We start from the raw sequence: 23,601 nt of genomic DNA, 5'->3' as shown, positions 1-23,601 counted from the left end.
ATATGGCTAAAGCTGGATCCCGTGTCAAGGTGACGCTCAGATGCGCAGAGTGCAAGCAGCGGAACTACAACACCATGAAGAACAAGAAGAACACTACCGAAAAGCTCGAACTGAGTAAGTATTGCCCCTTCTGCCGCAAGCACACCAAGCACGTTGAAACCAAATAAGACTTTCGAAAGGACGGAATGATTCATGGCTGATAAGAAACCGGAAAAGAAAGAAACTTCCACCGAAGCCGTCAAGAAAGTCGATAAAAAACTCCCGTTTTTCAAACGCATCGGCAAATGGTTCCGCGACATGAAGAGCGAGCTCAAAAAGGTCGTGTGGCCGACGCCGAAGCAGACGGCAAACAACACCGCGGTCTGCCTGGTGGTCATGCTCGCCTCCGCACTGGTGCTGTGGGGCTTCGACTCGCTGGCCGATCAGGGCGTGCAGCTTCTGCTGAAGCTGGGTGGGTAACATGTCTGAACTTGCAAAATGGTATGTTGTCCATACCTACTCCGGCTACGAAAACAGCGTGGCCGCGAACATCCTAAAGGCGGCGGAAAACCGCAAAATGCAGGATCTGATCCAGGAAGTCAACATCCCGATGGAGACGGTCAAGGAGATCACCGATTCCGGTGAAAAGACCGTCGAGCGCAAGGTCTTTCCGGGCTACGTGCTCGTGAAGATGGTGCTGACCGATGAGAGCTGGCATCTCGTGCACAACGTGCGCGGCGCCGCGGGCTTCGTCGGCTCCGACGGGAAGGCGATCCCCCTGACAGAACAGGAAATTTACGACCTCGGCGTCGAGCATCACGAAGTGGTGGTCGGCTATGAGCTCGGCGACTCCGTCAAGATCACCGACGGCCCGCTCGAGGGCTTCATCGGCACGGTGGACGAGCTCGAGCCCGACAAGGACCGTGTCCGCGTCGTCGTTTCCATGTTCGGCAGAGAGACGCCCGTCGACCTCGAACTCGATCAGGTCGAAGCGATCAAGGATTAAAATCTTACAAGAAAGAGGTGCTTTCAAGTGGCACAGAAAATAGTTGGATACGTCAGATTCCAGGTTCCCGCCGGCAAGGCAACGCCGGCTCCCCCGGTCGGCCCCGCGCTCGGCCAGTATGGCATCAACATTGGCCAGTTCACCAAGGACTTCAACGAGCGCACCAAGGGCGACATGGGCATGATGATCCCGGTCGTCATCACCGTGTACGCCGACCGCAGCTTCTCGTTCATTACCAAGACGCCCCCGGCAGCCCTGCTCATCAAGAAGGCCTGCGGCATCGAGCATGCTTCCGGCGTGCCCCAGAGAGATAAGGTCGCGACCATCAGCAAGGAAGACCTGCGCAAGATCGCAGAGCAGAAGATGCCCGATCTCAACTGCTCGAGCATCGAGTCTGCTATGAGCATGATCGCAGGCACCTGCCGCAGCATGGGCGTTCTGGTCGGCGAATAAGCCGTCAGATTCCGCTCCCTGATCGTGGGAGGATCATCCATCCGACGAACCACTTTATTAGGAGGAAACTGAATTGTTCAGAGGTAAAAATTATAAAGAGAGCGCTAAGCTCATTGATAAGCAGGCTCAGTACGAGCCGCAGGAAGCCTTCGAGCTCATCACCAAGACCGCCAAGGCCAAGTTTGACGAGACCGTCGAGCTGCACGTGAAGCTGGGCGTTGACTCCCGTCACGCCGACCAGCAGGTCCGCGGCGCCATCGTCCTGCCCCACGGCACCGGCAAAGTCAACCGCGTGCTCGTCTTCTGCAAGGAAGAGCAGGTCCAGGAAGCGCTCGACGCCGGTGCCGATTACGCCGGCGGCCAGGATCTTGTTGCGAAGATCCAGGGCGAGAACTGGTTCGAGTTCGACACCGTCATCGCCTCTCCCAACATGATGGGCGTCGTCGGCCGTCTCGGCAAAGTGCTCGGCCCCAAGGGCCTGATGCCGTCCCCGAAGGCCGGCACCGTCACGCCGAATATTGCCAACGCCATCAAGGAAGCCAAAGCCGGTAAGATCGAGTACCGTCTCGACAAGACCAACATCATCCACTGCCCGATCGGCAAGGTCAGCTTTGGCGCTGAGAAGCTCACCGAGAACTACAACGCGCTCATCGGCGCGATCATCAAGGCCAAGCCGGCCGCCGCGAAGGGCCAGTACATCAAGTCCTGCGTCACGGCGTCCACCATGGGCCCCGGCATCAAGATCGTCACGAAGATCTGATCGCCTGACAGCAAAACACCCCGCCTTCGGCGGGGTGTTTTTGCGTTTTCATAGTTAGTGCCATTGGTTCTGTTTTTCAACGCATTCAAATATTTCCTGCTTTGCGGCAGACGTTTGCTTTTGCCTTGCACAGTAGCCTGTGCGGCTTGCATCCCGGATGCTCACGATCCTGACGCGCAGCATCCACTTTGCCTCAGCGTAGCCTGTGCGGCTTGCATCCAATGTGATTCATTCGCATAGCCACACTTTTTCCCCTTTGCCTCAGCGTAGCCTGTGCGGCTTGCATCACGAAAGGTGGTGAACGATATGCTGACTTGCAATCTTTGCCTCAGCGTAGCCTGTGCGGCTTGCATCATCCCCGGAGGCAATGCTCATGTACGGTAAGGAAGCAAGCAACCGAAAACAAGAGATAGACCGCCAGCACTACACTATTCCGAACCAAAGACCAAAAGATAAGCATTGTGGGAAAATCTAAACTTTTGGATTTTCCTACAATGCCGACTACGGCGGAATCCCTCCCACTCCTTATATCTTTCTTTCCGTATACATTGAATTTGTATTTAGTAAATGCTATAATGTCCCTATTCAAATTATAAATGTGTTGAATTAGTTACATGTACATATTTTTTGTGCCGGAGGAAGTGAAATGAAACAAAAAATTTATCTCATTACAGGCTTAATGGCTTCTGGAAAATCTACAGTTTCCGATTTACTGGCAAAATCAATAGAAAAATGCGTCCATCTTCGTGGTGATGTGTTCCGAAAAATGATTATTTCAGGCAGAGAAAATATGTCAGCTACCCCATCAGCGGAAGCAGTCCGCCAGCTGTACCTTCGATACAAATTGACTGCTGATGCGGCAAGGTCATACTTTGACAACGGCTTTTCTGTAGTGATCCAAGATAACTACTACGGTGATGAATTAAACCGAATGATAAATTATCTGCATAAATACCCTGTTGAGGTTGTCGTTCTTTGTCCAGATGTGGAAACAATAAAAGAAAGGGAACGATACAGGGAGAAAACAGGCTATTCCGGCTTTACGGTTGAAACCTTATACGATACATTTATGCAGACAACACCACGGATCGGCTTTTGGCTGGACAATTCCAACCAAACACCGCAGCAGACAGTAGAAACCATTCTGAACGTTAGGAAGCCGGTATGATTGTTACATATAAGGGGAAGAAAAATTTCTTTTAGATACTTGTTTTCCTAAAACTGATGTGATATAATAATTAAACTGATGTGATATAATAATTCAATTCCAGAAAAGGAGTAAAAAATATGCGGCAAGGTATTCTTAAATAAAACTATAATCAAATAGTGGGAACAAAGGATTATGATAGTCCCTTTTGTAGGGGCTTAGTTTTTTGTACCCAATTTAAGAATACTTTTGCCTTATCAATTTTGACATATCCCCAAAAACAGCACTCACAAACAGGTGTATGCTGTATATGTGTATGTCCGCAAATTATCATCCCCAGTGGTAAAAGTATTTTACTGCTGGGGATTTTTATGCCCTTCGGGGCAGTAAAGGGAGGACAATCACATGAAAATAATCAATATTGGAATTCTTGCCCATGTAGACGCTGGAAAGACGACCTTGACGGAGAGCCTGCTATATGCCAGCGGAGCCATTTCAGAACCGGGGAGCGTCGAAAAAGGGACAACGAGGACGGACACCATGTTTTTGGAGCGGCAGCGTGGGATTACCATTCAAGCGGCAGTCACTTCCTTCCAGTGGCACAGATGTAAAGTCAACATTGTGGATACGCCCGGCCACATGGATTTTTTGGCGGAGGTGTACCGCTCTTTGGCTGTTTTAGATGGGGCCATCTTGGTGATCTCCGCTAAAGATGGCGTGCAGGCCCAGACCCGTATTCTGTTCCATGCCCTGCGGAAAATGAACATTCCCACCGTTATCTTTATCAACAAGATCGACCAGGCTGGCGTTGATTTGCAGAGCGTGGTTCAGTCTGTTCGGGATAAGCTCTCCGCCGATATTATCATCAAGCAGACGGTGTCGCTGTCCCCGGAAATAGTCCTGGAGGAAAATACCGACATAGAAGCATGGGATGCGGTCATCGAAAATAACGATAAATTATTGGAAAAGTATATCGCAGGAGAACCAATCAGCCGGGAAAAACTTGTGCGGGAGGAACAGCGGCGGGTTCAAGACGCCTCCCTGTTCCCGGTCTATTATGGCAGCGCCAAAAAGGGCCTTGGCATTCAACCGTTGATGGATGCGGTGACAGGGCTGTTCCAACCGATTGGGGAACAGGGGAGCGCCGCCCTATGCGGCAGCGTTTTCAAGGTGGAGTATACAGATTGCGGCCAGCGGCGTGTCTATCTACGGCTATACAGCGGAACGCTGCGCCTGCGGGATACGGTGGCCCTGGCCGGGAGAGAAAAGCTGAAAATCACAGAGATGCGTATTCCATCCAAAGGGGAAATTGTTCGGACAGACACCGCTTATCCGGGTGAAATTGTTATCCTTCCCAGCGACAGCGTGAGGTTAAACGATGTATTAGGGGACCCAACCCGGCTCCCTCGTAAAAGGTGGCGTGAGGACCCCCTCCCCATGCTGCGGACGTCGATTGCGCCGAAAACGGCAGCGCAAAGAGAACGGCTGCTGGACGCTCTTACGCAACTTGCGGATACTGACCCGCTTTTGCGCTGCGAGGTGGATTCCATCACCCATGAGATCATTCTTTCTTTTTTGGGCCGGGTGCAGTTGGAGGTTGTTTCCGCTTTGCTGTCGGAAAAATACAAGCTTGAAACAGTGGTAAAGGAACCCACCGTCATTTATATGGAGCGGCCGCTCAAAGCAGCCAGCCACACCATCCATATCGAGGTGCCGCCCAACCCGTTTTGGGCATCCATCGGACTGTCTGTTACACCACTCCCGCTTGGCTCCGGTGTACAATACGAGAGCCGGGTTTCGCTGGGATACTTGAACCAGAGTTTTCAAAACGCTGTCAGGGATGGTATCCGTTACGGGCTGGAGCAGGGCTTGTTCGGCTGGAACGTAACGGACTGTAAGATTTGCTTTGAATACGGGCTTTATTACAGTCCGGTCAGCACGCCGGCGGACTTCCGCTCATTGGCCCCGATTGTATTGGAACAGGCATTGAAGGAATCAGGGACGCAACTGCTGGAACCTTATCTCTCCTTCACCCTCTATGCGCCCCGGGAATATCTTTCCAGGGCTTATCATGATGCACCGAAATACTGTGCCACCATCGAAACGGTCCAGGTAAAAAAGGATGAAGTTGTCTTTACTGGCGAGATTCCCGCCCGCTGTATACAGGCATACCGTACTGATCTGGCCTTTTACACCAACGGGCAGAGCGTATGCCTTACAGAACTGAAAGGGTATCAGGCCGCTGTCGGCAAGCCAGTCATCCAGCCCCGCCGTCCAAACAGCCGCCTGGACAAGGTGCGCTATATGTTTCAGAAGGTAATGTAAAGATACATAATCGTCAAGACGGCAACAATCAGAAGTTATGGAGGGTAACAATGGAATATAGTAAGGAAGATTTAATGGAAGCAAAAAAGCAAATTTGGGGAGTGGGAGAGAACATGGGAACAGAGGAAAGTAAAAAAATCTGGGAGGAGAACGCACAATTTTGGGATAATGCAATGGGTGACGAATCTAATGAATTTCACAGAGAGGTAGTGCGTCCCAAAGTAACGGAACTTCTATCTCCTAATCCTGCGGATTACATTTTGGATATTGCGTGTGGCAATGGAAATTATTCTTCGTATCTTGCACAAAGAGGCGCTTCGGTTGTCGCTTTTGATTACAGCAAAAAAATGATAGAATTGGCTAAAAGACGGCAATCACAATATGCAAAACAAATTGAATTTTGTGTGGCGGATGCGACCGATAGAAAAAGTATATTAGAATTAAAAAGAAATCGAGCCTTTACGAAAGCAGTTTCTAATATGGCAATTATGGATATTACGGATATTGAACCACTTCTTATGGCTGTTTATGAACTGTTGCAGGAAAGCGGAATTTTTGTCTTTGCAACGCAACACCCTTGTTTTATCACGTTGACTGAAAAATATATGACACCGCACAGTTACTATGGTATAGCGATTGAAGGGCAACCGGAGGAGCAGATTTATTATCATCGTTCCATACAAGATATTTTTAACCTTTGTTTTAGAGCTGGATTTGTCATTGATGGATTTTATGAAGAATGTTTCAAAAACAACAAAGAAATTCCTATGGTAATGATAGTAAGGCTTAAAAAGGTAAAACGTGATAGCTTAAAATAAATTCAAGTTTGCCGGATAAATAGCAAACCTGGCCGAGCCAGTCAACGGTCAAGATGAACGGGCTTCGCCCGCCGTTGACAGCCCCGCCCGGTTTTGCAGTTAGGCAGTCAAGGAGCGACAGCCTAAAGTGCTGCCGCCCCTTACTATCATAAAAAGCAACTACTAACCAGCCACAGCCCTTTTGGGAGGAAAGGGGGATTTTCCATGACCTGTACAGAAGAATATCGGGAACATATCGAGTACACTTTCCATGCCTTTTGCAAAGTCGTTATCCGAAATGCAACGATCAACGCAGCGAGGACACGGAGCAGGAAGCACAAAAGAGAAATATCCCTTGAATACCTCACAGACGAAAAGCACTACCCTTTAGGCACGACAGATGAATATTTCCAAGCCCCGGAGCCGGACGAGGAATACATACTTACCCTTTGCGGCGATACGGTCATTTTCAGCAGCGGCTTACTTGCGGAAGCCCTGTCACGGCTGGACGAACGGGAGCGGGAAATGATTTACCTGTCCTTTTTCAAGCGTATTCCACAGCACGAAATTGGCAGACAGTACGGGCGCAGCCGCAGCACAGCGGGCTACCATATCCGAAAAGTCCTACGGCAGCTCCAAGCGGAAATGGAGGGAATGGCATATGAGAAATAATAGGCTTCTCCCCTATGAAACAATCGTCCAAGCCACCAGCGGGGAGCCGGAAGCGGTGGGAACTGTATTGCAGTATTACCGCCGCCGCATACAATGTGCCGCCCGTGTGAATGGACGGGTAGACCAAGATACAGAGGACTACATCACCCAGACGCTTCTCACAGCTATTTTCAAGTTCCGCTTTGGGAGATAGCCCTACCGCCTACAACTGAATAACCGCCGCTTCGCCGGCAACCAGAAAGCAGTAAATCTATTCAACAGATTTGCTGCTTTTTTTCGTTCCTGTTTGGCATTTTTGAAAATCCCCAGTATGAAAAAACAAAAGGGAAAATTGCCGCCGCAGTTGGCAAAATCCCTTACTTATCCGTGGAGGGTATCAAAGAAAAAAATACTGCCATTGTCCGCCTTTTTCGGCTTGCGTGGTGTTGTAGGGAATAAGGGGAAATTCTAAAAATCTCCGTCCATTTTGCTTTGCGTGGTGTTGTAGGTAGTGAAAGGAAAATTTTCAAGATATGCCGGAATAGCGGGTAGCAAAGCCCTTTTGAAACGTCTTGTTAGCGGAAAGTACGGAAGCCGGGGAACGCCGGAGTTTTTCAGAGCAAGATTCTACCGCAGTACCAAAATTCGCTTATCGCTCATTTTGCCCCTGCGGGAATCTTGTTGGGGAGTGCCTTCCCCAAACCCTGCTTATGCGGCTTACGCCGCTGGAAAATCCCTCAAAATAATTTTTCGGATTTTTCAAAAACAGTTCCGCTTTACACCCTGTTTTTCTCCTATTAGTGAGAGGACACCACGCACAGCCGAAGGAGGTTTTACCATGCGAAAACGATATAACACGCCGCACCGCAGCCGGGTAGTCAAGACACGCATGACCGAGGAAGAATACGCCGAGTTTGCGGAAAGGCTTTCTGCTTACAACATGAGCCAAGCCGAGTTTATCCGGCAAGCCATAACCGGGGCAGCCATACGCCCCATCATAACCGTTTCCCCCGTCAATGACGAGTTGCTTGCCGCTGTCGGGAAGCTGACCGCCGAATACGGCAGGATCGGCGGCAACTTAAACCAGATAGCCCGGACGCTGAACGAGTGGCACAGCCCCTACCCGCAGCTTGCCGGGGAGGTACGGGCGGCGGTTTCCGACCTTGCTGCCCTAAAGTTTGAAGTCTTGCAGAAAGTGGGTGACGCTGTTGGCAACATTCAAACATATCAGCTCTAAAAATGCGGACTATGGCGCAGCGGAAGCCTATCTCACATTTGAGCATGACGAGTTTACCATGAAGCCCACCCTTGATGAAAACGGGCGGCTGATACCGAGGGAGGATTACCGCATTTCTTCCCTCAACTGTGGGGGCGAGGATTTCGCTGTTGCCTGTATGCGGGCTAATCTCCGCTATGAGAAAAACCAAAAACGGGAAGATGTGAAAAGCCACCACTATATCATCAGCTTTGACCCACGGGACGGGACAGACAACGGCTTGACCGTAGACCGGGCGCAGGAGCTGGGCGAGCAGTTCTGTAAAGAGCATTTCCCCGGACACCAAGCCTTAGTCTGCACCCACCCGGACGGGCATAACCACAGCGGCAATATCCATGTGCATATCGTCATCAACTCCCTGCGGATTTATGAAGTCCCGCTTCTGCCCTACATGGACAGACCAGCCGACACACGGGAGGGCTGCAAGCACCGCTGCACCAACGCCGCTATGGAATATTTCAAGAGTGAAGTCATGGAGATATGCCACCGGGAGGGGCTTTACCAAATCGACCTCCTAAGCGGCAGCAAGGAACGGATAACCGAACGGGAATACTGGGCGGCAAAGAAAGGACAGCTTGCCCTTGATAAAGAGAACGCTGTCAGAGAAGCCGCAGGACAGCCGACCAAGCCCACCAAGTTTGAAACGGACAAGGCGAAGCTGCGCCGGACGATACGGCAGGCACTTTCCCAAGCTGGCAGCTTTGACGAATTTTCTTCCCTTTTGCTGCGGGAGGGTGTGACCGTCAAGGAGAGCCGGGGGCGGCTTTCCTACCTCACGCCGGACAGGACAAAGCCTATCACAGCCCGGAAGCTGGGGGACGATTTTGACAAGGCTGCTGTCCTTGTCCTGCTTACGCAGAACGCCCACAGAGCCGCCGAACAGAGCAAAGCCATACTCGAATACCCTGCCGCGGTTAAAAAGCTGTCACAAGGGGAAAAAACCACAAAAACCACCCCGGCAGACAACACCTTGCAGCGCATGGTTGACCGGGAAGCCAAGCGAGCCGAGGGCAAGGGCGTGGGCTATGACCGCTGGGCGGCAAAGCACAACCTAAAGCAAATGGCAGCTACCGTTACCGCCTATCAGCAGTACGGCTTTTCTTCCCCGGAGGAACTGGACGAAGCCTGTTCTGCCGCCTATACCGCCATGCGGGAAAGCCTTACAGAGCTGAAGCAGATGGAAAAGACGCTGAACGGGAAAAAGGAGCTGCAACGGCAGGTGCTTGCCTATTCCAAGACCCGCCCTGTCCGGGACGGGCTGAAACAGCAGAAAAACGCCAAAGCAAAAGCAGCCTACCGTCAGAAGTACGAAAGCGACTTTATCATAGCAGACGCAGCCGCCCGCTATTTCAGGGAAAACGGCATTTCCAAGCTGCCGAGCTATAAAGCCCTGCAAGCAGAGATTGAAACCCTTATCCAAGAGAAAAACAGCGGCTACAACGATTACCGGGCAAAACGGGAGGAATACCGCCGCTTACAGACTGTCAAGGGCAATATCGACCAGATTTTACACCGGGAGCGCAAGCCTGTGAAAAGGCAGGAACAGGAACGATAAAAACCGCCCCAAAATGTACCCGAACCTATACAGAACAAGGGGGCTGCCCCGTACCCTATCCGCAAATACCAAAGGATTTTTTAACGGGCTTATAGGGCAGAAAAAACCCGAAAATGATACCGAGATGATACAGAATTACCGCCGATACCGCCACACCAGCGGAAACGGCAGAAAGGAGCGCACCCATGCCAAGAATGAGCAAGAAACGGCGGCTGGAATGGTCTTTTTTCCTGCGGCAAGTGAAAGTCGGGAATTCCACCTGCGATCGTATCACATACAATGACCTCTGCCGGGGCTGTACCCATAGCTGCAAGCAGAGCTTCCGGGCGGTTATCATACTCTGCCCCCACTACTACTCCAAACGCCGGAAAAAGGAGGACAGGGACAATGGCAGATAACCGCAAGTATTACTACCTCAAGCTGAAAGAGAACTTTTTTGACAGCGACTCCATTGTGCTGCTGGAAGATATGAAAGACGGGATTTTATACTCCAATATCCTCTTGAAGCTGTACTTAAAATCGCTGAAAAACGGCGGGAAATTGCAGCTTGACGAGCATATCCCCTACACAGCGCAGATGATAGCGACACTGACCCGCCACCAGATAGGGACGGTTGAGAGGGCTTTAGAGATTTTCCGGCAGTTGGGGCTTGTGGAGCAGCTTGACAGCGGGGCTTTCTATATGACCGACATTGAGCTGATGATAGGACAGTCCTCTACCGAAGCCGAGCGGAAACGGGCTGCAAGACTGGAAAACAAGGCACTTTTACCGCCCCGGACAAAAGGCGGACATTTGTCCGACATTCGTCCACCAGAGATAGAGATAGAGTTAGAGAAAGAGATAGAGATAGAAAAAGAGAGAGAGGGAGAAACGGGACACCCCGCCCCCGCCGCTTATGGCAGATACAACAATGTGATACTGACCGATACAGAGCTTTCCGGGCTAAAAACAGAGTTGCCCGACAAGTGGGAGTATTATATTGACCGGCTTTCCTGCCATATCGCTTCCACCGGGAAACAGTACCACAGCCATGCAGCCACCATTTACAAGTGGGCGCAGGAGGACGCTGCCAAAGGCAAGGCTGCCCCGAAACAGGGCATACCCGATTATTCATGCAAGGAGGGCGAGAGCTTATGAAAAACGGAATTGAAGCTATGATTACGGACATTACAGCCACTACCGCCGAAGCGGAGGACTACACAGGCGAGGACGGGCTTTTATACTGCGGTAAGTGCCATACGCCCAAAGAAGCCTATTTTGCAGAGGGAAAGACTTGTTTCGGGCGTGACCGCCACCCGGCAGAGTGCGACTGCCAGCGGGCAGCCCGTGAAAAGCAGCAAGCCGCCGAAAGCCGACAGAAGCACCTTGAAAAAGTGGAGGACTTGAAACGCCGGGGCTTTACCGACCCTGCTATGCGGAACTGGACATTTGAGCATGACAACGGCAGAAACCCGCAGACCGAAACCGCCCGCTTTTATGTGGAGAGCTGGGAAACCATGCAGGCTGAAAATATCGGCTACCTGTTTTGGGGCGGCGTGGGGACGGGAAAAAGCTACCTTGCCGCCTGTATCGCCAACGCCCTTATGGAAAAAGAGGTTGCCGTCTGCATGACAAACTTTGCAACGATACTGGGTGACCTTGCCGCCAGCTTTGAGGGCAGGAACGAATATATTTCCCGCCTTTGCAGCTACCCTCTGCTGATACTTGATGATTTCGGTATGGAGCGAGGAACAGAATACGGGCTGGAACAGGTTTACAGCGTGATTGACAGCCGTTACCGAAGCGGCAAGCCGCTGATCGCCACGACCAACCTCACGCTGGAGGAATTGCAGCACCCGCAGGACACGCCCCACGCCCGTATCTATGACAGGCTGACTTCCATGTGCGCCCCCGTCCGCTTCACGGGCAGCAACTTCCGAAAGGAAACCGCACAGGAAAAGCTGGAACGCTTAAAGCAACTGATGAAGCAGCGAAAGGAGAGCCTATGACAGAAACGAAACAGACAAGCACCACCAAAACAGACCGCCGCCCGGACTGTGTGACGGAAATCCGCATGGGCAACTCCGTCCTTACCGTTTCCGGCTTCTTCAAGCAGGGCGCAACCGACACCGCAGCCGACAAGATGATGAAAGTGCTGGAAGCGGAAGCTGCTACACAAAAAACGGCGATTTGACCGACCATAAAGAAGCAGATTTGACGCTTTTGCCGCTATACAGACAGCCGCCCCATGTGGTACAATCAAGGTACGGAATAGTGGGGCTGGCTGTCGGAAACGGAGGATTTTATGTTAAGACAGACCAACCAACAACCAATTACCGCCCTTTACCCAAGACTATCCCATGAGGACGAGCTGCAAGGCGAAAGCAATTCCATTTCCAATCAGAAGCGTATCCTTGAAACCTATGCAAAGCAGAACGGCTTTTCCAATCTGCGCTGGTACACGGACGACGGTTATTCTGGTGCGAACTTTCAAAGACCCGGTTTTCAAGCCATGCTTGCGGACATTGAAGCCGGAAAAGTCGGGACAGTTATCGTAAAGGATATGTCGAGGTTAGGGCGAAACTACCTGCAAGTGGGAATGTACACGGAAATGATTTTCCCACAGAAAGGTGTCCGCTTCATCGCTATCAATGACGGAGTGGACAGCGCACAGGGCGACAATGACTTTGCCCCGCTGCGGAATATCTTTAACGAATGGCTGGTGAGAGATACGAGCAAGAAAATCAAAGCAGTAAAACGCTCAAAAGGCATGAATGGCAAGCCCATCACAAGCAAGCCTGTGTATGGCTACCTCATGGACGAGGATGAAAATTTCATTATTGACGAGGAAGCTGCACCCGTAGTCAAGCAGATATACAACCTCTGTCTTGCCGGGAATGGTCCGACCAAGATAGCCCGTATGCTCACAGAGCAGCAAATCCCCACGCCGGGAACGCTTGAATACCGCAGGACGGGCAGCACCCGCCGCTACCACCCCGGCTATGAGTGCAAGTGGGCGACCAATACCGTAGTGCATATCCTTGAAAACCGGGAATACACAGGCTGTCTGGTAAATTTCAAGACAGAAAAACTTTCTTACAAAGTCAAGCACAGTGTAGAAAATCCCCCGGAAAAGCAAGTGATTTTCGAGAACCACCACGAGCCTATCATAGACACCCAAACATGGGAACGGGTGCAGGAGCTTCGCAAACAGCGCAAACGCCCAAACCGCTATGATGAAGTGGGTTTGTTCTCCGGCATACTGTTCTGTGCGGACTGCGGCAGCGTGATGTATCAGCAGCGATACCAGACGGACAAGCGCAAGCAGGACTGTTATATCTGCGGCAACTACAAGAAACGCACCCATGACTGTACGGCGCACTTTATCCGCACCGACCTCTTGACCGCTGGTGTACTCTCCAATCTGCGGAAAGTGACCAGCTATGCGGCAAAGCATGAAGCCCGGTTTATGAAACTCTTGATTGAGCAGAACGAGGACGGGGGCAAACGCAGGAACGCCGCCAAGAAAAAGGAACTGGAAGCCTCCGAGAAACGCATAGCCGAGTTATCCGCTATCTTCAAGCGGCTGTATGAGGACAGCGTGACCGGGCGCATATCAGACGAGCGTTTCACAGAGCTGTCGGCAGACTATGAAGCAGAGCAACGGGAGCTGAAAGAAAGAGCCGCTGCTATTCAAGCGGAGCTTTCCAAAGCACAGGAAGCCACCGTGAACGCAGAAAAGTTTATGAATGTTGTCCGGCGGCATACCAGCTTTGAAGAACTTACCCCTACTCTGCTGCGGGAGTTTGTAGAGAAAATCGTTGTGCATGAGTGCAGCTATGACGAGAACAAGACCCGCAGACAGGACATTGAGATTTATTATTCTTTTGTTGGCAAGGTGGACTTGCCCGAATAACCGCCCGACCTATCCGACACAATGCGCAAGTGCCGGATAGGAACGGCAAAATTTTTTACACTTCTATTACTTCTTTATCGCACATCAGTAAAGCCTCCGGGGATCTCCGTGACTTTGCCTCAGCGTAGCCTGTGCGGCTTGCATCGCCTATGGGGAGTCCATCCGGCCGAACGACATCATCTTTGCCTCAGCGTAGCCTGTGCGGCTTGCATCGGCAAATATAGCCAAAACGCGGATCGCACTTTTGTGGATTACGCTGTGAGTTGGTAGATAGCTTTTCGGGTGTCGGAGAATCAGACACCCGCGCTGACTATTTTCCCAAACTCTTCTGCTGCCAAAGCGATCCATATCGCCATTATCGGCAGCCCCGGACGGACAATCGACCGGTTTTGTGGTGCGAACTGCACCGTTTTTTCTGATCAAAACACCTTCGCACTAACGAAGGCTTCTTTTAATTCCCATACTGGAGGGGGTCTTTGGCATTGCGTACAGCCGCAACACCGCATCGTGATGGTATTGGACAAACTGAGGGTAGTCTTGATGAAGGGAATTGGCGTCAAAAGTGTTTGTTTGCGGGTCGTAATGCTGTAATAAAAATGCGGAGTAGAGATCTCGCTGGATGCGTTCCCCGTCAGGCATGTTGTTCCAGCGCTGTGACAGTGGCTTGGGTGTATATGTGCCGGATTGATGATTGTATTGGCTTGCCTTGACGGAGGTAGGAACTTCAATTACACCGGGAATGCCGAGGGCTGCGCTTTTTCGCTGCAGTATTCCGATTAGCGTGGCTGGAGCTTTGTTAGCGACGGATTTCCCGAACCTCTTTTTCCTTTTGATTTTTCCGGTTTTTTCGGATATTTCGGTTTCTTTCGCACGATGCGTGAGGGAAGTCCACACCATTTTTTCCACATAGAAGCAGTCGCCCAATGAGAGTAGATGATTGGCCAGCTCTGTGTGCTGCCGCTTTCGAATTTCAGCTTGCTGATGCTGGAGATATTTTAATTCCTGCTGTGTTCTTAGATAGCGCTTCGATTTATTGTGTGTCAATGCTATTCCGCGTCGAATTGTTCCATCATCCGCGTAATTACCTGGGTTGGTAGCTCGTCTACTGCGATCTAATTTTCGCTGTAGGCGGCGCTTTTCCTGCTCAACATTCTGCACCTGATTGGCGAGTTCCACCAAGTCCGCCCCGGTGGCTGCAGAATAAGCAAGCGTTTGCGGACCGATGTCCAGACCAACAGCGCCCTTTCCAATGGGATGCCGTACTTCTCCGGTTTTGGGGTTATACTTGATCACCGGCTTTCCTTCAAGCGAGAGCTGTGCGTACCAGCGGTCTTTGCGTTTTCCGGGTTTTCTGAGTAAACGAACATATTTGACCCGATAACTCAGCATCTGCGTTTCGTAGATATTGTCCGGTGAAAGCTTTAGCGGCAATTTGAGCCCTTTCCATTCAATATATGTTTCTCGGAAAATAATCTCAACGCCGCCGCTTTTCCCGGCTGCAGAATATCCGCGCAGGGAATGTATGTCCCCTTTTTTCTTGAAGTGGACTTTTTTTCCTTCTTTTTTGAAAAGCATTTTTTCAAATGCAGCCCAAACTTGAGGTGCGATCCCGTGGAAGGCGACGTTGGAACCAATGTTGTTGTTAAAGTGCTTGTAATAATTCTTGATATCAGACTTGAAGCCATATTCCGAAAATCCGCCGTCTCGTAAGAGCTTATCTCGTTCTTTGTAGAGTGCTTTCAGCGCTTGCTTGTCTGTTTGTGTTTTCCAGTCAAGTGCTTGGATCTTTTCCTGATTTGCTTTATATGGTTCGGACTGTTCCATTGCTCGCAGTTTTTTGAGTTCGGCGCGAACCATGGTGTTATAAATCTGCCGGGCAATCTCAAACCGTTTCGCGAGGCGGTCTTCCTGCCATTTTTCCAGTCTTAAAGGCAGTGTCAGGCAACATGTGTCTGTGCTGCATTTTGCCATGAAACTCCCCTCCTCTAAGACGGTATATTAAGTCAGCCTATGCAATGCGCGCTGCAACTCGTCGGCGCTAATAACAGTATACCTTTGCAGTGGCAAAATATCCAGCACGAATTTCCAGATAGTAAAATGACGGGGAATTCTGGAGAATAGGCCCTGACCAAGCACACACTGCGGTCGATCTGTGCAGGGCGGCGGGGTTTACAAGCGGCGGCAAATGGCGTATCCTGTTGCTGAGCCGCGCAGCCCGATGCCGGGCATCGGCCGGCGGCTGCTGGAATACGGCGTGGAACACTACGGCATTCGGGAGGTCACAGTCAACGAGCAGAACCCGCAGGCCGTCGGCTTTTACGAGCACATGGGCTTTGTGACCTACAAACGCACCGACCGCGATGAGCAAGGCGGGCCGTACCCGCTGCTGTATATGCGGCGGGCGTGATATCTTGAAAGCACAGGCAAAAAAGCGGGGCGGAGCGGCCCTGCGGACATGGGAGGAAAACCGGTTATGAACATTACGGTCTATCTGGGCGCGAACGCGGGCAATGACCCCGCGCTGCGCGACGCGGTGCGCGCGCTCGGCCGCTGGATCGGCGAGAGCGGCAACGCGCTCGTCTATGGCGGGTCGAAAAACGGGCTCATGGGCGCGCTCGCCGAGAGCGTGCTCGCCGCGGGCGGCAGGGCGACGGGCGTCGAGCCGCAAGTTTTTGTGGATCAGGGCTTTTTGTACGACGAGCTGACCGAGCTCATCGTCACGCGCGACTTTCCGGAGCGCAAGGCGAAGATGCTGGAGCTGGGCGATGCGTTCATCGCCTTTCCGGGCGGCACGGGCACGCTCGAGGAGATCGCGGAGGTGATGTCCCGCGTTGCGCTCGGGCAGCTGGACGCGCCGTGCATCCTCTATAACCTCAACGGCTACTACGACGGTCTGCGCACGCAGCTGGCGCACATGATCGAGCTGGGCCTGTCGAGCGAGGCGCGGCAGCGGGGCATCTATTTTGCCGACGATCTCGAGCAGATCCGGCAGCTCCTCGGCCCGGCGTGCGCCGGGTGACAGACGCACAAAACCCCACCGGCCCGCGAACATCGCAGGCCGGTGGGGCTGAGACTGTCGGAAAACCCGGAGGGTTTTCCGACAAAAGGCTTGCAGACTGCTGCGCGCAGAATTTGTGTGCCTGCGGCGCACAAATTCCACACTTGCAGCCTGAGCAGTATTTTCTCTCACGCACATGTCGCGCGAGAAAATGATTTCACTTTTTTGCCGCCTGCGGGCGGCGGTGCTGCGCGCGTGACCCGCGTTGGAAACGGAGGGATAGGTATGTGGTTCGTATTTGCCCTGCTATCGGCCGTGTTCGCGGCGCTGACGTCCATTCTGGCCAAGGTGGGCATCGAGGGCGTGAACTCCAACCTTGCGACCGCCATCCGCACGATGGTCGTGCTGGCGATGGCATGGGGCATGGTGTTCGTGACCAACACGCAGGGCGGACTCACGGACATCAGCAAGAAGAGCTGGCTGTTTTTGATCCTCTCGGGTCTGGCGACGGGGGCGTCGTGGCTGTGCTATTACCGCGCACTGCAGATCGGGGAGGCGTCGAAGGTTGTGCCGATCGATAAGCTCAGCGTGGTCATCACGCTCGTGCTGGCGTTCGTGTTTTTGCATGAGCGCTTCACGCCCAAGTCCCTGATCGGCTGTCTGCTCATCGGCGCGGGGACGCTGCTGATGGTTTTGTGATATCGGATAAAAACGGCCGCCGGCCTGCGGAATGCTCCGCAGGCCGGCGTTTTTCTGTTTTGGGCGCTTATGAGGTCTCGGCGTTTTTGTGCGTGAGCTCGTTTACGATGGCGAAACCGAGAAACAGCACGATGCCGACGATCTGCACCGGGGCGAGCGGTTCGCCGAGCAGCAGCACCGACACGAGCACGGACACGATGGGGTCGATGTAGCTCAGCAGCGACGACTCCTGCCCCGGCAGCGTCCGGATGGCGGAGAAATACATGCAGTACGTCAGGCCCGTGTGCACGAGGCCGACGATGAGCAGGTTCACCCACCCGGCCGCGGACATCACGCCCGGGTGAAAGCCCGATGTGAGCGCGACATACGGCGTGAGCACCAGAATGGCCGCGAGAAACTGCACGAACGTGCGCTCGAGCGCCGGAACACCGGTGATATACTTGTTGAGCAGGATGACAGTGGCGTAAAACACCGCGGCGCTCACGCCGAAGCCAATGCCGCGCACATCCGACCCGCCGCCCTGCACGCCGCCCGAGCCGATGATGAGTGCGACGCCGAGCGTGGACATGAGAAAGCAGAGCAGCTGCGTGCGCGTCATCCGCTCATGAAACAGCAGCGGGCACAGCGCCGTGACGATCACGGGCGCGAGGTAGTAGCTGAGTGTGGCGAGGGAAATGGTCGTGTACTTGTATGCCTCGAACAGCAGCATCCAGTTGATGCCCATGGCCGCGCCCGAAGCCAGCAGCAGCCAGAGCGACTTTTTGATCTCGCTCAGGCACAGCCGCCTGCGCGTGACGAGAAAATACAGCAGCAGAAACACGGCCGCGAGCCCCGCGCGGCAGAGCGCGAGCTCGGCCGAGGTGATCTCGATCCGGCGCACGAATAGGCCGATCGTGCCGAACACCGTCATGGACACGATCAGGCCCAGCCGCGCGCGGCCGGTGCCGGAAGGAGTGGTTGTCGTTTTCATAGACGCCTCCGAGAACAGAAACTGAGGTCTAGTTTAGCCGCTTTGCCCGCGCGCGTCAATGCCCGGCGCGTCCTTTTTCACGGGGGCTTGACGCGGGGCGCAGATGCGGTAAAATAATGCCATCGAGACACGCGGGAGGGACACGTATGGAGCTGAAACTGGGCTATGCCACACCGGAGGCGGTGCGGGAGCTGTTTGCGGAATATACGCACATGCTCGTCGCGCATGACCCGTATTTTCAGGCCTATCTCGACCTGCAGCACTACGACGCCGAGGTCGCCGACCCGACGCAAAAGTACGGCCTGCCGGACGGACGGCTCTACGTCGCGTGGTGCGATGGGCAGCCGGCCGGGTGCATCGCGCTGCGCCGGCTCGCCGGCACGACGTGCGAGCTCAAGCGGCTGTATGTGCGCCCCGCGTTTCGCGGCCGGGGCATCGCCGGGGCGATGATGCAGCGCATCCTCGATGATGCCCGCGCCATCGGCTACACGGCCATGCTGCTCGACACGCTGCCGTTTCTCACGAGCGCGATCAAAATGTACCGCGCGCTCGGGTTTTACGACATCCCGCCGTACAACGACAGCCCGCTGGACACGACGATCTTCCTGCGGCTGGACCTGTGACTTTACGCAAATTTGACGCGCCCGCCGCTTGCCCGGCGGCAGGATGCGTGGTAAGCTGAGAGCAGAAGCAAGAATAAGGAGACTGGACATGGAAATGATCGATTTCAACGCGAAAAAAGGCTTCCTGTGCGACATGGACGGCGTCATCTACCACGGCAACCACATCCTGCCCGGCGCGGCGGAGTTCATCCACTGGCTGCAGGACACGCACAAGAAATACCTGTTTTTGACCAATAACAGCGGCATGACCCCGCGCGAGCTGCACCAGAAGCTCTGGCGTATGGGGCTCGACGTGCCGGAGGAGCATTTTTACACCAGCGCGCTGGCCACGGCGGCCTTTCTGGCCGACCAGGCGCCCGGCTGCTCGGTGTACGCCCTCGGCGAGGCGGGGCTGCTCAATGCGCTGTATGACCGCGGCATCACCATGAACGACGTCAACCCCGATTACGTCGTCATCGGCGAGGCGCGGGCCTACTCGCTCGACACGCTCACGAAGGCGACGAATCTCGTGCTCGCGGGCGCGAAGCTCATCGGCGCGAACTCCGACACCTGCGGCCCGACGGACGAGGGCATCGCCCCCGCGTGCCGCGCGCTGATCGCCCCGGTCGAGATCGCCACCGGCAAGCAGGCGTATTTCTGCGGCAAGCCGAACCCGCTCATGATGCGCACCGGCCTGCGCATGCTCGGCTGCCACTCGGGCGAGGCCGCCATGATCGGCGACCGCATGGACACCGACGTCATCTCCGGCATGGAGAGCGGCATGGCCACCGTGCTCGTGCTCAGCGGCGTGTCCACGCGCGCAACATTGGACGAGTTTGCCTACCGGCCGAGCGTCGTGCTCGACGGCGTGGGGGACATCCCGCGGCTGGCGCAGCAGGGGTGAGGGCATCGCCGAACGGCGATGCAGGATCACATCCGAGGCGGGCCTTGCCCCCTCGGGCTCCCCTGCGGCTCAGATGCTTTGCGAGAGACTGCGTGATCGGGGCGCACCCCAAGCCTTCCCCGCAAAGGGAAAGGCTTTCCAAACGCACGGCAGATCGCCGCCAAAAGGGGAAAACGGAAAAACGCCCGGGGCGAAAGCAGTCCCGGGCGGTGTTATTTCTTTCGAAAGAGAACACGGCGTTTAAAAGAGAACGCGCCCGCGCGATACCGCGCGGGCGCTGCAGAGCAAGCAAAAGTTTTGTGTGTGTGGGGTAAAGTTGTAAATAACCGGTAAACAACCTTATGAGGAAAGCAAGCTCTGTCTCACGAAAACATGTTTCATTTCCGTTCTGCTATAATAATGCGCCAACTTCTTTTTTTAATGCAAAAACGAAAAAATATTTTTGAAAATTTTTTGACGCGGATCGCCGTGCGGCAGGAAGCCGGTTTCCCGGTTGCCGGGCGGGGGGAGAACATGGTATAATCGGGTGACAACGCCTTGCAAAGGGGAGAACTTTCATGCAGGAGAATCTGGTCGTCAAAAAGGCGACGCCGCTCGGCGCGCGCGTCTGGACGAGTCTGCTGGTGTTCGGCTTCATCGGGCAGATCGCCTGGATGGTCGAGAACGTCTACTTTTCCACCTACATTCAGAAAAACATCACGGCCGCCGGCTGGGCCACGTCCGCGACCGTCGCGGCCAGCGCCATCGCCGCCGCGCTGGCGACGATCTTCAGCGCCGCGTGGTCGGACCGCGTGGGCAAGCGCCGCGCCTTCGTCTGCTGGGGGTATATCCTCTGGGGCATCACGACGGCGGCGTTCGCGCTCTTCGGCAACGGGCAGGTCGGCGGCGACGTCGGTCTCGCGGTGACGCTCTTCGTCGTTATGGACTGCATCATGTCCGCCATCGGCAGCACGGCCAACGACTCGGCCTTTTCCGCCTGGGTCACGGACGTGACCGACGTCACGAACCGCGGCGTCGTGGACATCGTGCTGAGCATCATGCCCATCCTCGCGCTCATCGTCATCTTTGCGGGCTTTGACGGCATGACCGTGCACGGCAACTGGACGGGCTTTTTCCTCGTGCTCGGCGGCCTGACGAGCGCGGCCGGCGTGCTCGGCCTGTGTATCTTCCGCGACAGTCCGGCCCTGCGCCCCGTGCAGGGCGACACGTACCTGCGCGACGTGCTCTACGCCTTCCGCCCGGCGAACATCCGCGCCAATAAGATGATCTATATCTGCTTTCTCGGCATGATGTTCTCCGGCCTTGCCATGCAGCTGTGGCAGCCGTACATGATCTCGCTCGTCGAGGTCACGCTCGGCATCGACAACTACATCCTGCCCATCGGCATCGTCGTGCTTGCCTCGGCCGTGCTGTCCGTGCTCGCGGGCAAGGTCATGGACCGCTTCGGCAAGGAGAAGTTTTATTACCCCGTGGCAATTTTGCAGGTGCTCGGCGGCCTGATCGCCTACAGCATCAAGTTCGTCGGCCACGCCATGCCGCTGCTGTGCGTCGGCGGCACGTGCATCATGGCCGGCAACCTCGCCATGGCGGGGCTGTTCACCGCCTCGTCGCGCGACTATACGCCCGCCGGGCGCGCCGGCGCGTCGCAGAGCGTGAAGATGGTCATCTACATCATGCTGCCCATGGTGCTCGCGAGCATCATCGACCCGCTCATCATCAAAGCCGTCGCGCTCGAGCCGACGGCGGCCATTCTCGCCAAGTACCCGAGCTACGCCGGCAGCTACCTCTATCCGTATGAGCTGTTCCTGGCCGCGGCCGTGAGCGCGGTGTTCATCCTCATCCCCGCGTACTTCGTCCGCCGGGACGCCGACCGCATCCGCCGCGAGAAGCTCGCCGCGCTGGAGAAATGACACGCACTGCCCCCGTGCGAGACCGCGGGGGCTTGCTTTTTCGGGCGCGGGCTGGTATAATATCTCCTGTAAAATTTCAAATCTGGCTTGAAGGCACGATACACGGATGCACAGCATTCGGATACGAAACGGTATGCGAGCGTGGTGTGTGTCGGCTTCCGAGGTTTGCAGGCACACGCGCGGCGTGTGCCGTTTTTTTGCCTTTGGGCGGAAAATCGGAGGCAAGCATGAACGAATCCCAGTCCAATTCCTTTCTCGCCGAGCAGCCGGTCGGTGCGCTGATGCGCAAATTCTCGCTGCCGTGCATCCTGTCGCTGCTCGTCGGCGCGCTGTACAACATCGTCGACCAGCTCTTCATCGCCAACGCGAGCTACCTCGGCTCTTACGGCAACGCGGCCAACAGCGTCGTGTTCCCGCTGACGGTCATCGCGCTCGCCATCGCCACCATGATCGGCGACGGCTGCTGCGCCTATGTCAGCATCCGCCTCGGCGCGGGGGAGCAGGAGCAGGCGCACCGCAGCGTCGGCAACGCTATCGTGCTCACGCTCATCGTCAGCGTCGTGCTCATGGCGGTGTACCTCATTTTCATGGATCCGATCCTGACGGCGTTCGGCGCGACGGTCAACGCCGAGACGTTCGCCCTCTCGCGCGAATACTGCTTCTGGATCGCGCTCGGCATCCCGTTTTACATGTTCGGGCAGGCGATGAACCCCATCATTCGCTCCGACGGCAGCCCGCGCTACGCCATGCTGTCGCTGCTGGCGGGCGCGGTGTGCAACATCATCCTCGACCCCATCTTCATCTTCCCGTGCGGGTGGGGCATGATGGGCGCGGCCGTTGCAACGGTCATCGGCCAGATCCTCTCGGCTGTGTTGGCGGCGGCGTATCTGCTGCACATGAAGGCCGTGCGGCTGCAGCGGAGCAGCTTCCGGCTGCGGGGTGAGCTGCTGCGCGCGTTTCTGCCGCTGGGCATGACGAGCTTTTTGTCGCAGATCAGCATCGTGTTTTCCATGGCGGCGGTGCTCAATATGTGCCGCAAATACGGCGCGCTCGACCCCGTGTTCGGCCAGGCGCAGTATGCGCAGATCCCGACGGCGGTCGTGGGCATCGTCATGAAGTTTTTCCAGATCGTCATCTCCATTGCCATCGGGCTCTCGGCCGGGTGCATCCCCGTCGTGGGGTACAACATCGGCGCCGGGCGGCGCGACCGGGCGCGGGCGCTGCTGCACCGGCTGCTGCTGGCCGAGGCGGTCGTGGGGCTCGTGGCGACGGCGCTGTTTGAGAGCTGCCCGGGCGTGTTTGCCGATCTTTTCGGCGCGAAAAACGAGAGCGCGTACTACACGGACTTCGCCGTACGGTGCATCCGGTGGTTTCTCGGCGCGGCCGCGCTCTCGTGCGTGAACAAGGGCGCGATGATCTACCTGCAGGCGCTCGGCAAGGCGTGGACGAGCACGGCGCTGTCGCTCTTGCGCGAGATCGTGCTGGGCGTGGGGCTCGTGCTGCTGCTGCCGGTGTGGTTCGGGCTCGACGGCGTGCTGTATTTCATGGCGGCGGCCGATGCGGTGACGTTTATCGTGACCGTGCCGGTGCTCGTGCGCACGGACCGGGCGCTGCGCGGCTAAGACGAAAAATGCGCATAAAAGCCCGCCCGCAGGCAGTGCCTGCGGGCGGGTT

At 54.9% G+C, this 23,601-nt stretch carries 25 protein-coding genes, 1 pseudogene and 1 CRISPR repeat array; of the genes and pseudogenes, 24 read left to right on the top strand and 2 right to left on the bottom strand.

Going from position 1 to position 23,601, the window contains the following annotated elements; all coding sequences use genetic code 11:
* Positions 1-2 precede the first annotated feature (2 nt).
* From rpmG to OGM61_01080, 17 genes are all read left to right on the top strand, one after another.
* Entirely contained in the window at positions 3-167 is a 165-nt protein-coding gene (gene rpmG / locus OGM61_01160) for a 50S ribosomal protein L33 (protein ID UYI84706.1), read from the top strand.
* Between the two features lie 25 nt (positions 168-192).
* Positions 193-459 (top strand): preprotein translocase subunit SecE, encoded by a 267-nt coding sequence (gene secE / locus OGM61_01155; protein UYI84705.1) that lies wholly within the window; start codon positions 193-195, stop codon positions 457-459.
* 1 nt (position 460) lies between these two features.
* Complete coding sequence (gene nusG / locus OGM61_01150; GenBank protein ID UYI84704.1) at positions 461-985, top strand: transcription termination/antitermination protein NusG; 525 nt, start codon at positions 461-463, stop codon at positions 983-985.
* A gap of 27 nt (positions 986-1,012) precedes the next feature.
* Entirely contained in the window at positions 1,013-1,438 is a 426-nt protein-coding gene (rplK, locus tag OGM61_01145; protein ID UYI84703.1) for a 50S ribosomal protein L11, read from the top strand.
* A 73-nt stretch (positions 1,439-1,511) separates the two neighbouring features.
* Positions 1,512-2,198: a 50S ribosomal protein L1 gene (gene rplA / locus OGM61_01140; protein ID UYI84702.1), complete on the top strand. Its 687-nt coding sequence runs from the start codon at positions 1,512-1,514 to the stop codon at positions 2,196-2,198.
* A 120-nt stretch (positions 2,199-2,318) separates the two neighbouring features.
* Positions 2,319-2,552: direct repeats of the CRISPR family, unit length 33 nt; unit sequence CTTTGCCTCAGCGTAGCCTGTGCGGCTTGCATC.
* 292 nt (positions 2,553-2,844) lie between these two features.
* A complete protein-coding gene (locus OGM61_01135) occupies positions 2,845-3,366 on the top strand; it encodes an ATP-binding protein (protein UYI84701.1) in 522 nt (173 codons plus the stop codon).
* A 384-nt stretch (positions 3,367-3,750) separates the two neighbouring features.
* Positions 3,751-5,670, top strand: a complete 1,920-nt coding sequence (gene tet(W), locus OGM61_01130; protein ID UYI84700.1) for a tetracycline resistance ribosomal protection protein Tet(W) — start codon at positions 3,751-3,753, stop codon at positions 5,668-5,670.
* Positions 5,671-5,720: 50 nt separating this feature from the next.
* The gene (locus tag OGM61_01125; protein ID UYI84699.1) at positions 5,721-6,488 is read left to right on the top strand and encodes a class I SAM-dependent methyltransferase; all 768 of its coding nucleotides are present in this window, start codon (positions 5,721-5,723) and stop codon (positions 6,486-6,488) included.
* Between the two features lie 204 nt (positions 6,489-6,692).
* Positions 6,693-7,139, top strand: a complete 447-nt coding sequence (locus tag OGM61_01120) for a sigma-70 family RNA polymerase sigma factor (protein UYI84698.1) — start codon at positions 6,693-6,695, stop codon at positions 7,137-7,139.
* Complete coding sequence (locus OGM61_01115; GenBank protein ID UYI84697.1) at positions 7,129-7,332, top strand: helix-turn-helix domain-containing protein; 204 nt, start codon at positions 7,129-7,131, stop codon at positions 7,330-7,332. The genes OGM61_01120 and OGM61_01115 overlap by 11 nt, the downstream gene beginning before the upstream one ends.
* Positions 7,333-7,956: 624 nt before the next feature.
* Positions 7,957-8,355 carry a plasmid mobilization relaxosome protein MobC gene (gene mobC / locus OGM61_01110; protein ID UYI84696.1) on the top strand — a complete coding sequence of 133 codons (399 nt, stop codon included), beginning with the start codon at positions 7,957-7,959 and terminating at the stop codon, positions 8,353-8,355.
* Positions 8,327-9,949 carry a relaxase/mobilization nuclease domain-containing protein gene (locus OGM61_01105; protein UYI84695.1) on the top strand — a complete coding sequence of 541 codons (1,623 nt, stop codon included), beginning with the start codon at positions 8,327-8,329 and terminating at the stop codon, positions 9,947-9,949. The genes mobC and OGM61_01105 overlap by 29 nt, the downstream gene beginning before the upstream one ends.
* 185 nt (positions 9,950-10,134) lie before the next feature.
* Positions 10,135-10,347: a hypothetical protein gene (locus OGM61_01100; protein UYI84694.1), complete on the top strand. Its 213-nt coding sequence runs from the start codon at positions 10,135-10,137 to the stop codon at positions 10,345-10,347.
* Positions 10,337-11,086: a phage replisome organizer N-terminal domain-containing protein gene (locus OGM61_01095; GenBank protein UYI84693.1), complete on the top strand. Its 750-nt coding sequence runs from the start codon at positions 10,337-10,339 to the stop codon at positions 11,084-11,086. Before OGM61_01100 ends, OGM61_01095 begins: the two co-directional genes overlap by 11 nt.
* Positions 11,083-11,937 carry an ATP-binding protein gene (locus tag OGM61_01090; protein ID UYI84692.1) on the top strand — a complete coding sequence of 285 codons (855 nt, stop codon included), beginning with the start codon at positions 11,083-11,085 and terminating at the stop codon, positions 11,935-11,937. The genes OGM61_01095 and OGM61_01090 overlap by 4 nt, the downstream gene beginning before the upstream one ends.
* Positions 11,934-12,122 carry a transposon-encoded TnpW family protein gene (locus OGM61_01085; GenBank protein UYI84691.1) on the top strand — a complete coding sequence of 63 codons (189 nt, stop codon included), beginning with the start codon at positions 11,934-11,936 and terminating at the stop codon, positions 12,120-12,122. The genes OGM61_01090 and OGM61_01085 overlap by 4 nt, the downstream gene beginning before the upstream one ends.
* Before the next feature lie 111 nt (positions 12,123-12,233).
* Positions 12,234-13,844, top strand: a complete 1,611-nt coding sequence (locus tag OGM61_01080) for a recombinase family protein (GenBank protein ID UYI84690.1) — start codon at positions 12,234-12,236, stop codon at positions 13,842-13,844.
* A gap of 435 nt (positions 13,845-14,279) precedes the next feature.
* On the opposite strand, the gene OGM61_01075 is transcribed toward OGM61_01080, so the two are convergent.
* Positions 14,280-15,815 carry a transposase gene (locus OGM61_01075; protein ID UYI84689.1) on the bottom strand — a complete coding sequence of 512 codons (1,536 nt, stop codon included), beginning with the start codon at positions 15,813-15,815 and terminating at the stop codon, positions 14,280-14,282.
* A 253-nt stretch (positions 15,816-16,068) separates the two neighbouring features.
* On the opposite strand from OGM61_01075, the pseudogene OGM61_01070 reads away from it, so the two are divergent.
* The 3 genes and pseudogenes from OGM61_01070 (at position 16,069) to OGM61_01060 (ending at position 17,541) form a co-directional block, all read left to right on the top strand.
* Positions 16,069-16,251, top strand: a pseudogene (locus tag OGM61_01070) (GNAT family N-acetyltransferase).
* A gap of 66 nt (positions 16,252-16,317) precedes the next feature.
* On the top strand, positions 16,318-16,863 hold the full coding sequence (locus OGM61_01065; GenBank protein ID UYI84688.1) for a TIGR00730 family Rossman fold protein: 546 nt from the start codon (positions 16,318-16,320) through the stop codon (positions 16,861-16,863).
* 264 nt (positions 16,864-17,127) lie between these two features.
* A complete protein-coding gene (locus tag OGM61_01060) occupies positions 17,128-17,541 on the top strand; it encodes an EamA family transporter (GenBank protein ID UYI84687.1) in 414 nt (137 codons plus the stop codon).
* A 67-nt stretch (positions 17,542-17,608) separates the two neighbouring features.
* Here the strand turns inward: OGM61_01060 and OGM61_01055 are convergent, their stop codons facing one another.
* Positions 17,609-18,511 carry a DMT family transporter gene (locus tag OGM61_01055; protein ID UYI84686.1) on the bottom strand — a complete coding sequence of 301 codons (903 nt, stop codon included), beginning with the start codon at positions 18,509-18,511 and terminating at the stop codon, positions 17,609-17,611.
* Positions 18,512-18,657: 146 nt separating this feature from the next.
* Between OGM61_01055 and OGM61_01050 the strand changes: the two genes are divergently transcribed.
* The 4 genes from OGM61_01050 (at position 18,658) to OGM61_01035 (ending at position 23,549) form a co-directional block, all read left to right on the top strand.
* Entirely contained in the window at positions 18,658-19,134 is a 477-nt protein-coding gene (locus OGM61_01050; GenBank protein UYI84685.1) for a GNAT family N-acetyltransferase, read from the top strand.
* An 88-nt stretch (positions 19,135-19,222) separates the two neighbouring features.
* Complete coding sequence (locus tag OGM61_01045) at positions 19,223-20,017, top strand: HAD-IIA family hydrolase (protein ID UYI84684.1); 795 nt, start codon at positions 19,223-19,225, stop codon at positions 20,015-20,017.
* 557 nt (positions 20,018-20,574) lie between these two features.
* The gene (locus OGM61_01040) at positions 20,575-21,927 is read left to right on the top strand and encodes an MFS transporter (GenBank protein UYI84683.1); all 1,353 of its coding nucleotides are present in this window, start codon (positions 20,575-20,577) and stop codon (positions 21,925-21,927) included.
* 227 nt (positions 21,928-22,154) lie between these two features.
* Positions 22,155-23,549, top strand: a complete 1,395-nt coding sequence (locus OGM61_01035; protein UYI84682.1) for an MATE family efflux transporter — start codon at positions 22,155-22,157, stop codon at positions 23,547-23,549.
* The last annotated feature ends 52 nt before the right edge of the window (positions 23,550-23,601 follow it).

The sequence above is a fragment of the Clostridiales bacterium genome, assembly GCA_025757645.1.
Classification (GTDB): Bacteria; Bacillota; Clostridia; order Oscillospirales; family Oscillospiraceae; genus CAG-103.
This window is presented reverse-complemented; position numbering and strand designations above follow the sequence as displayed.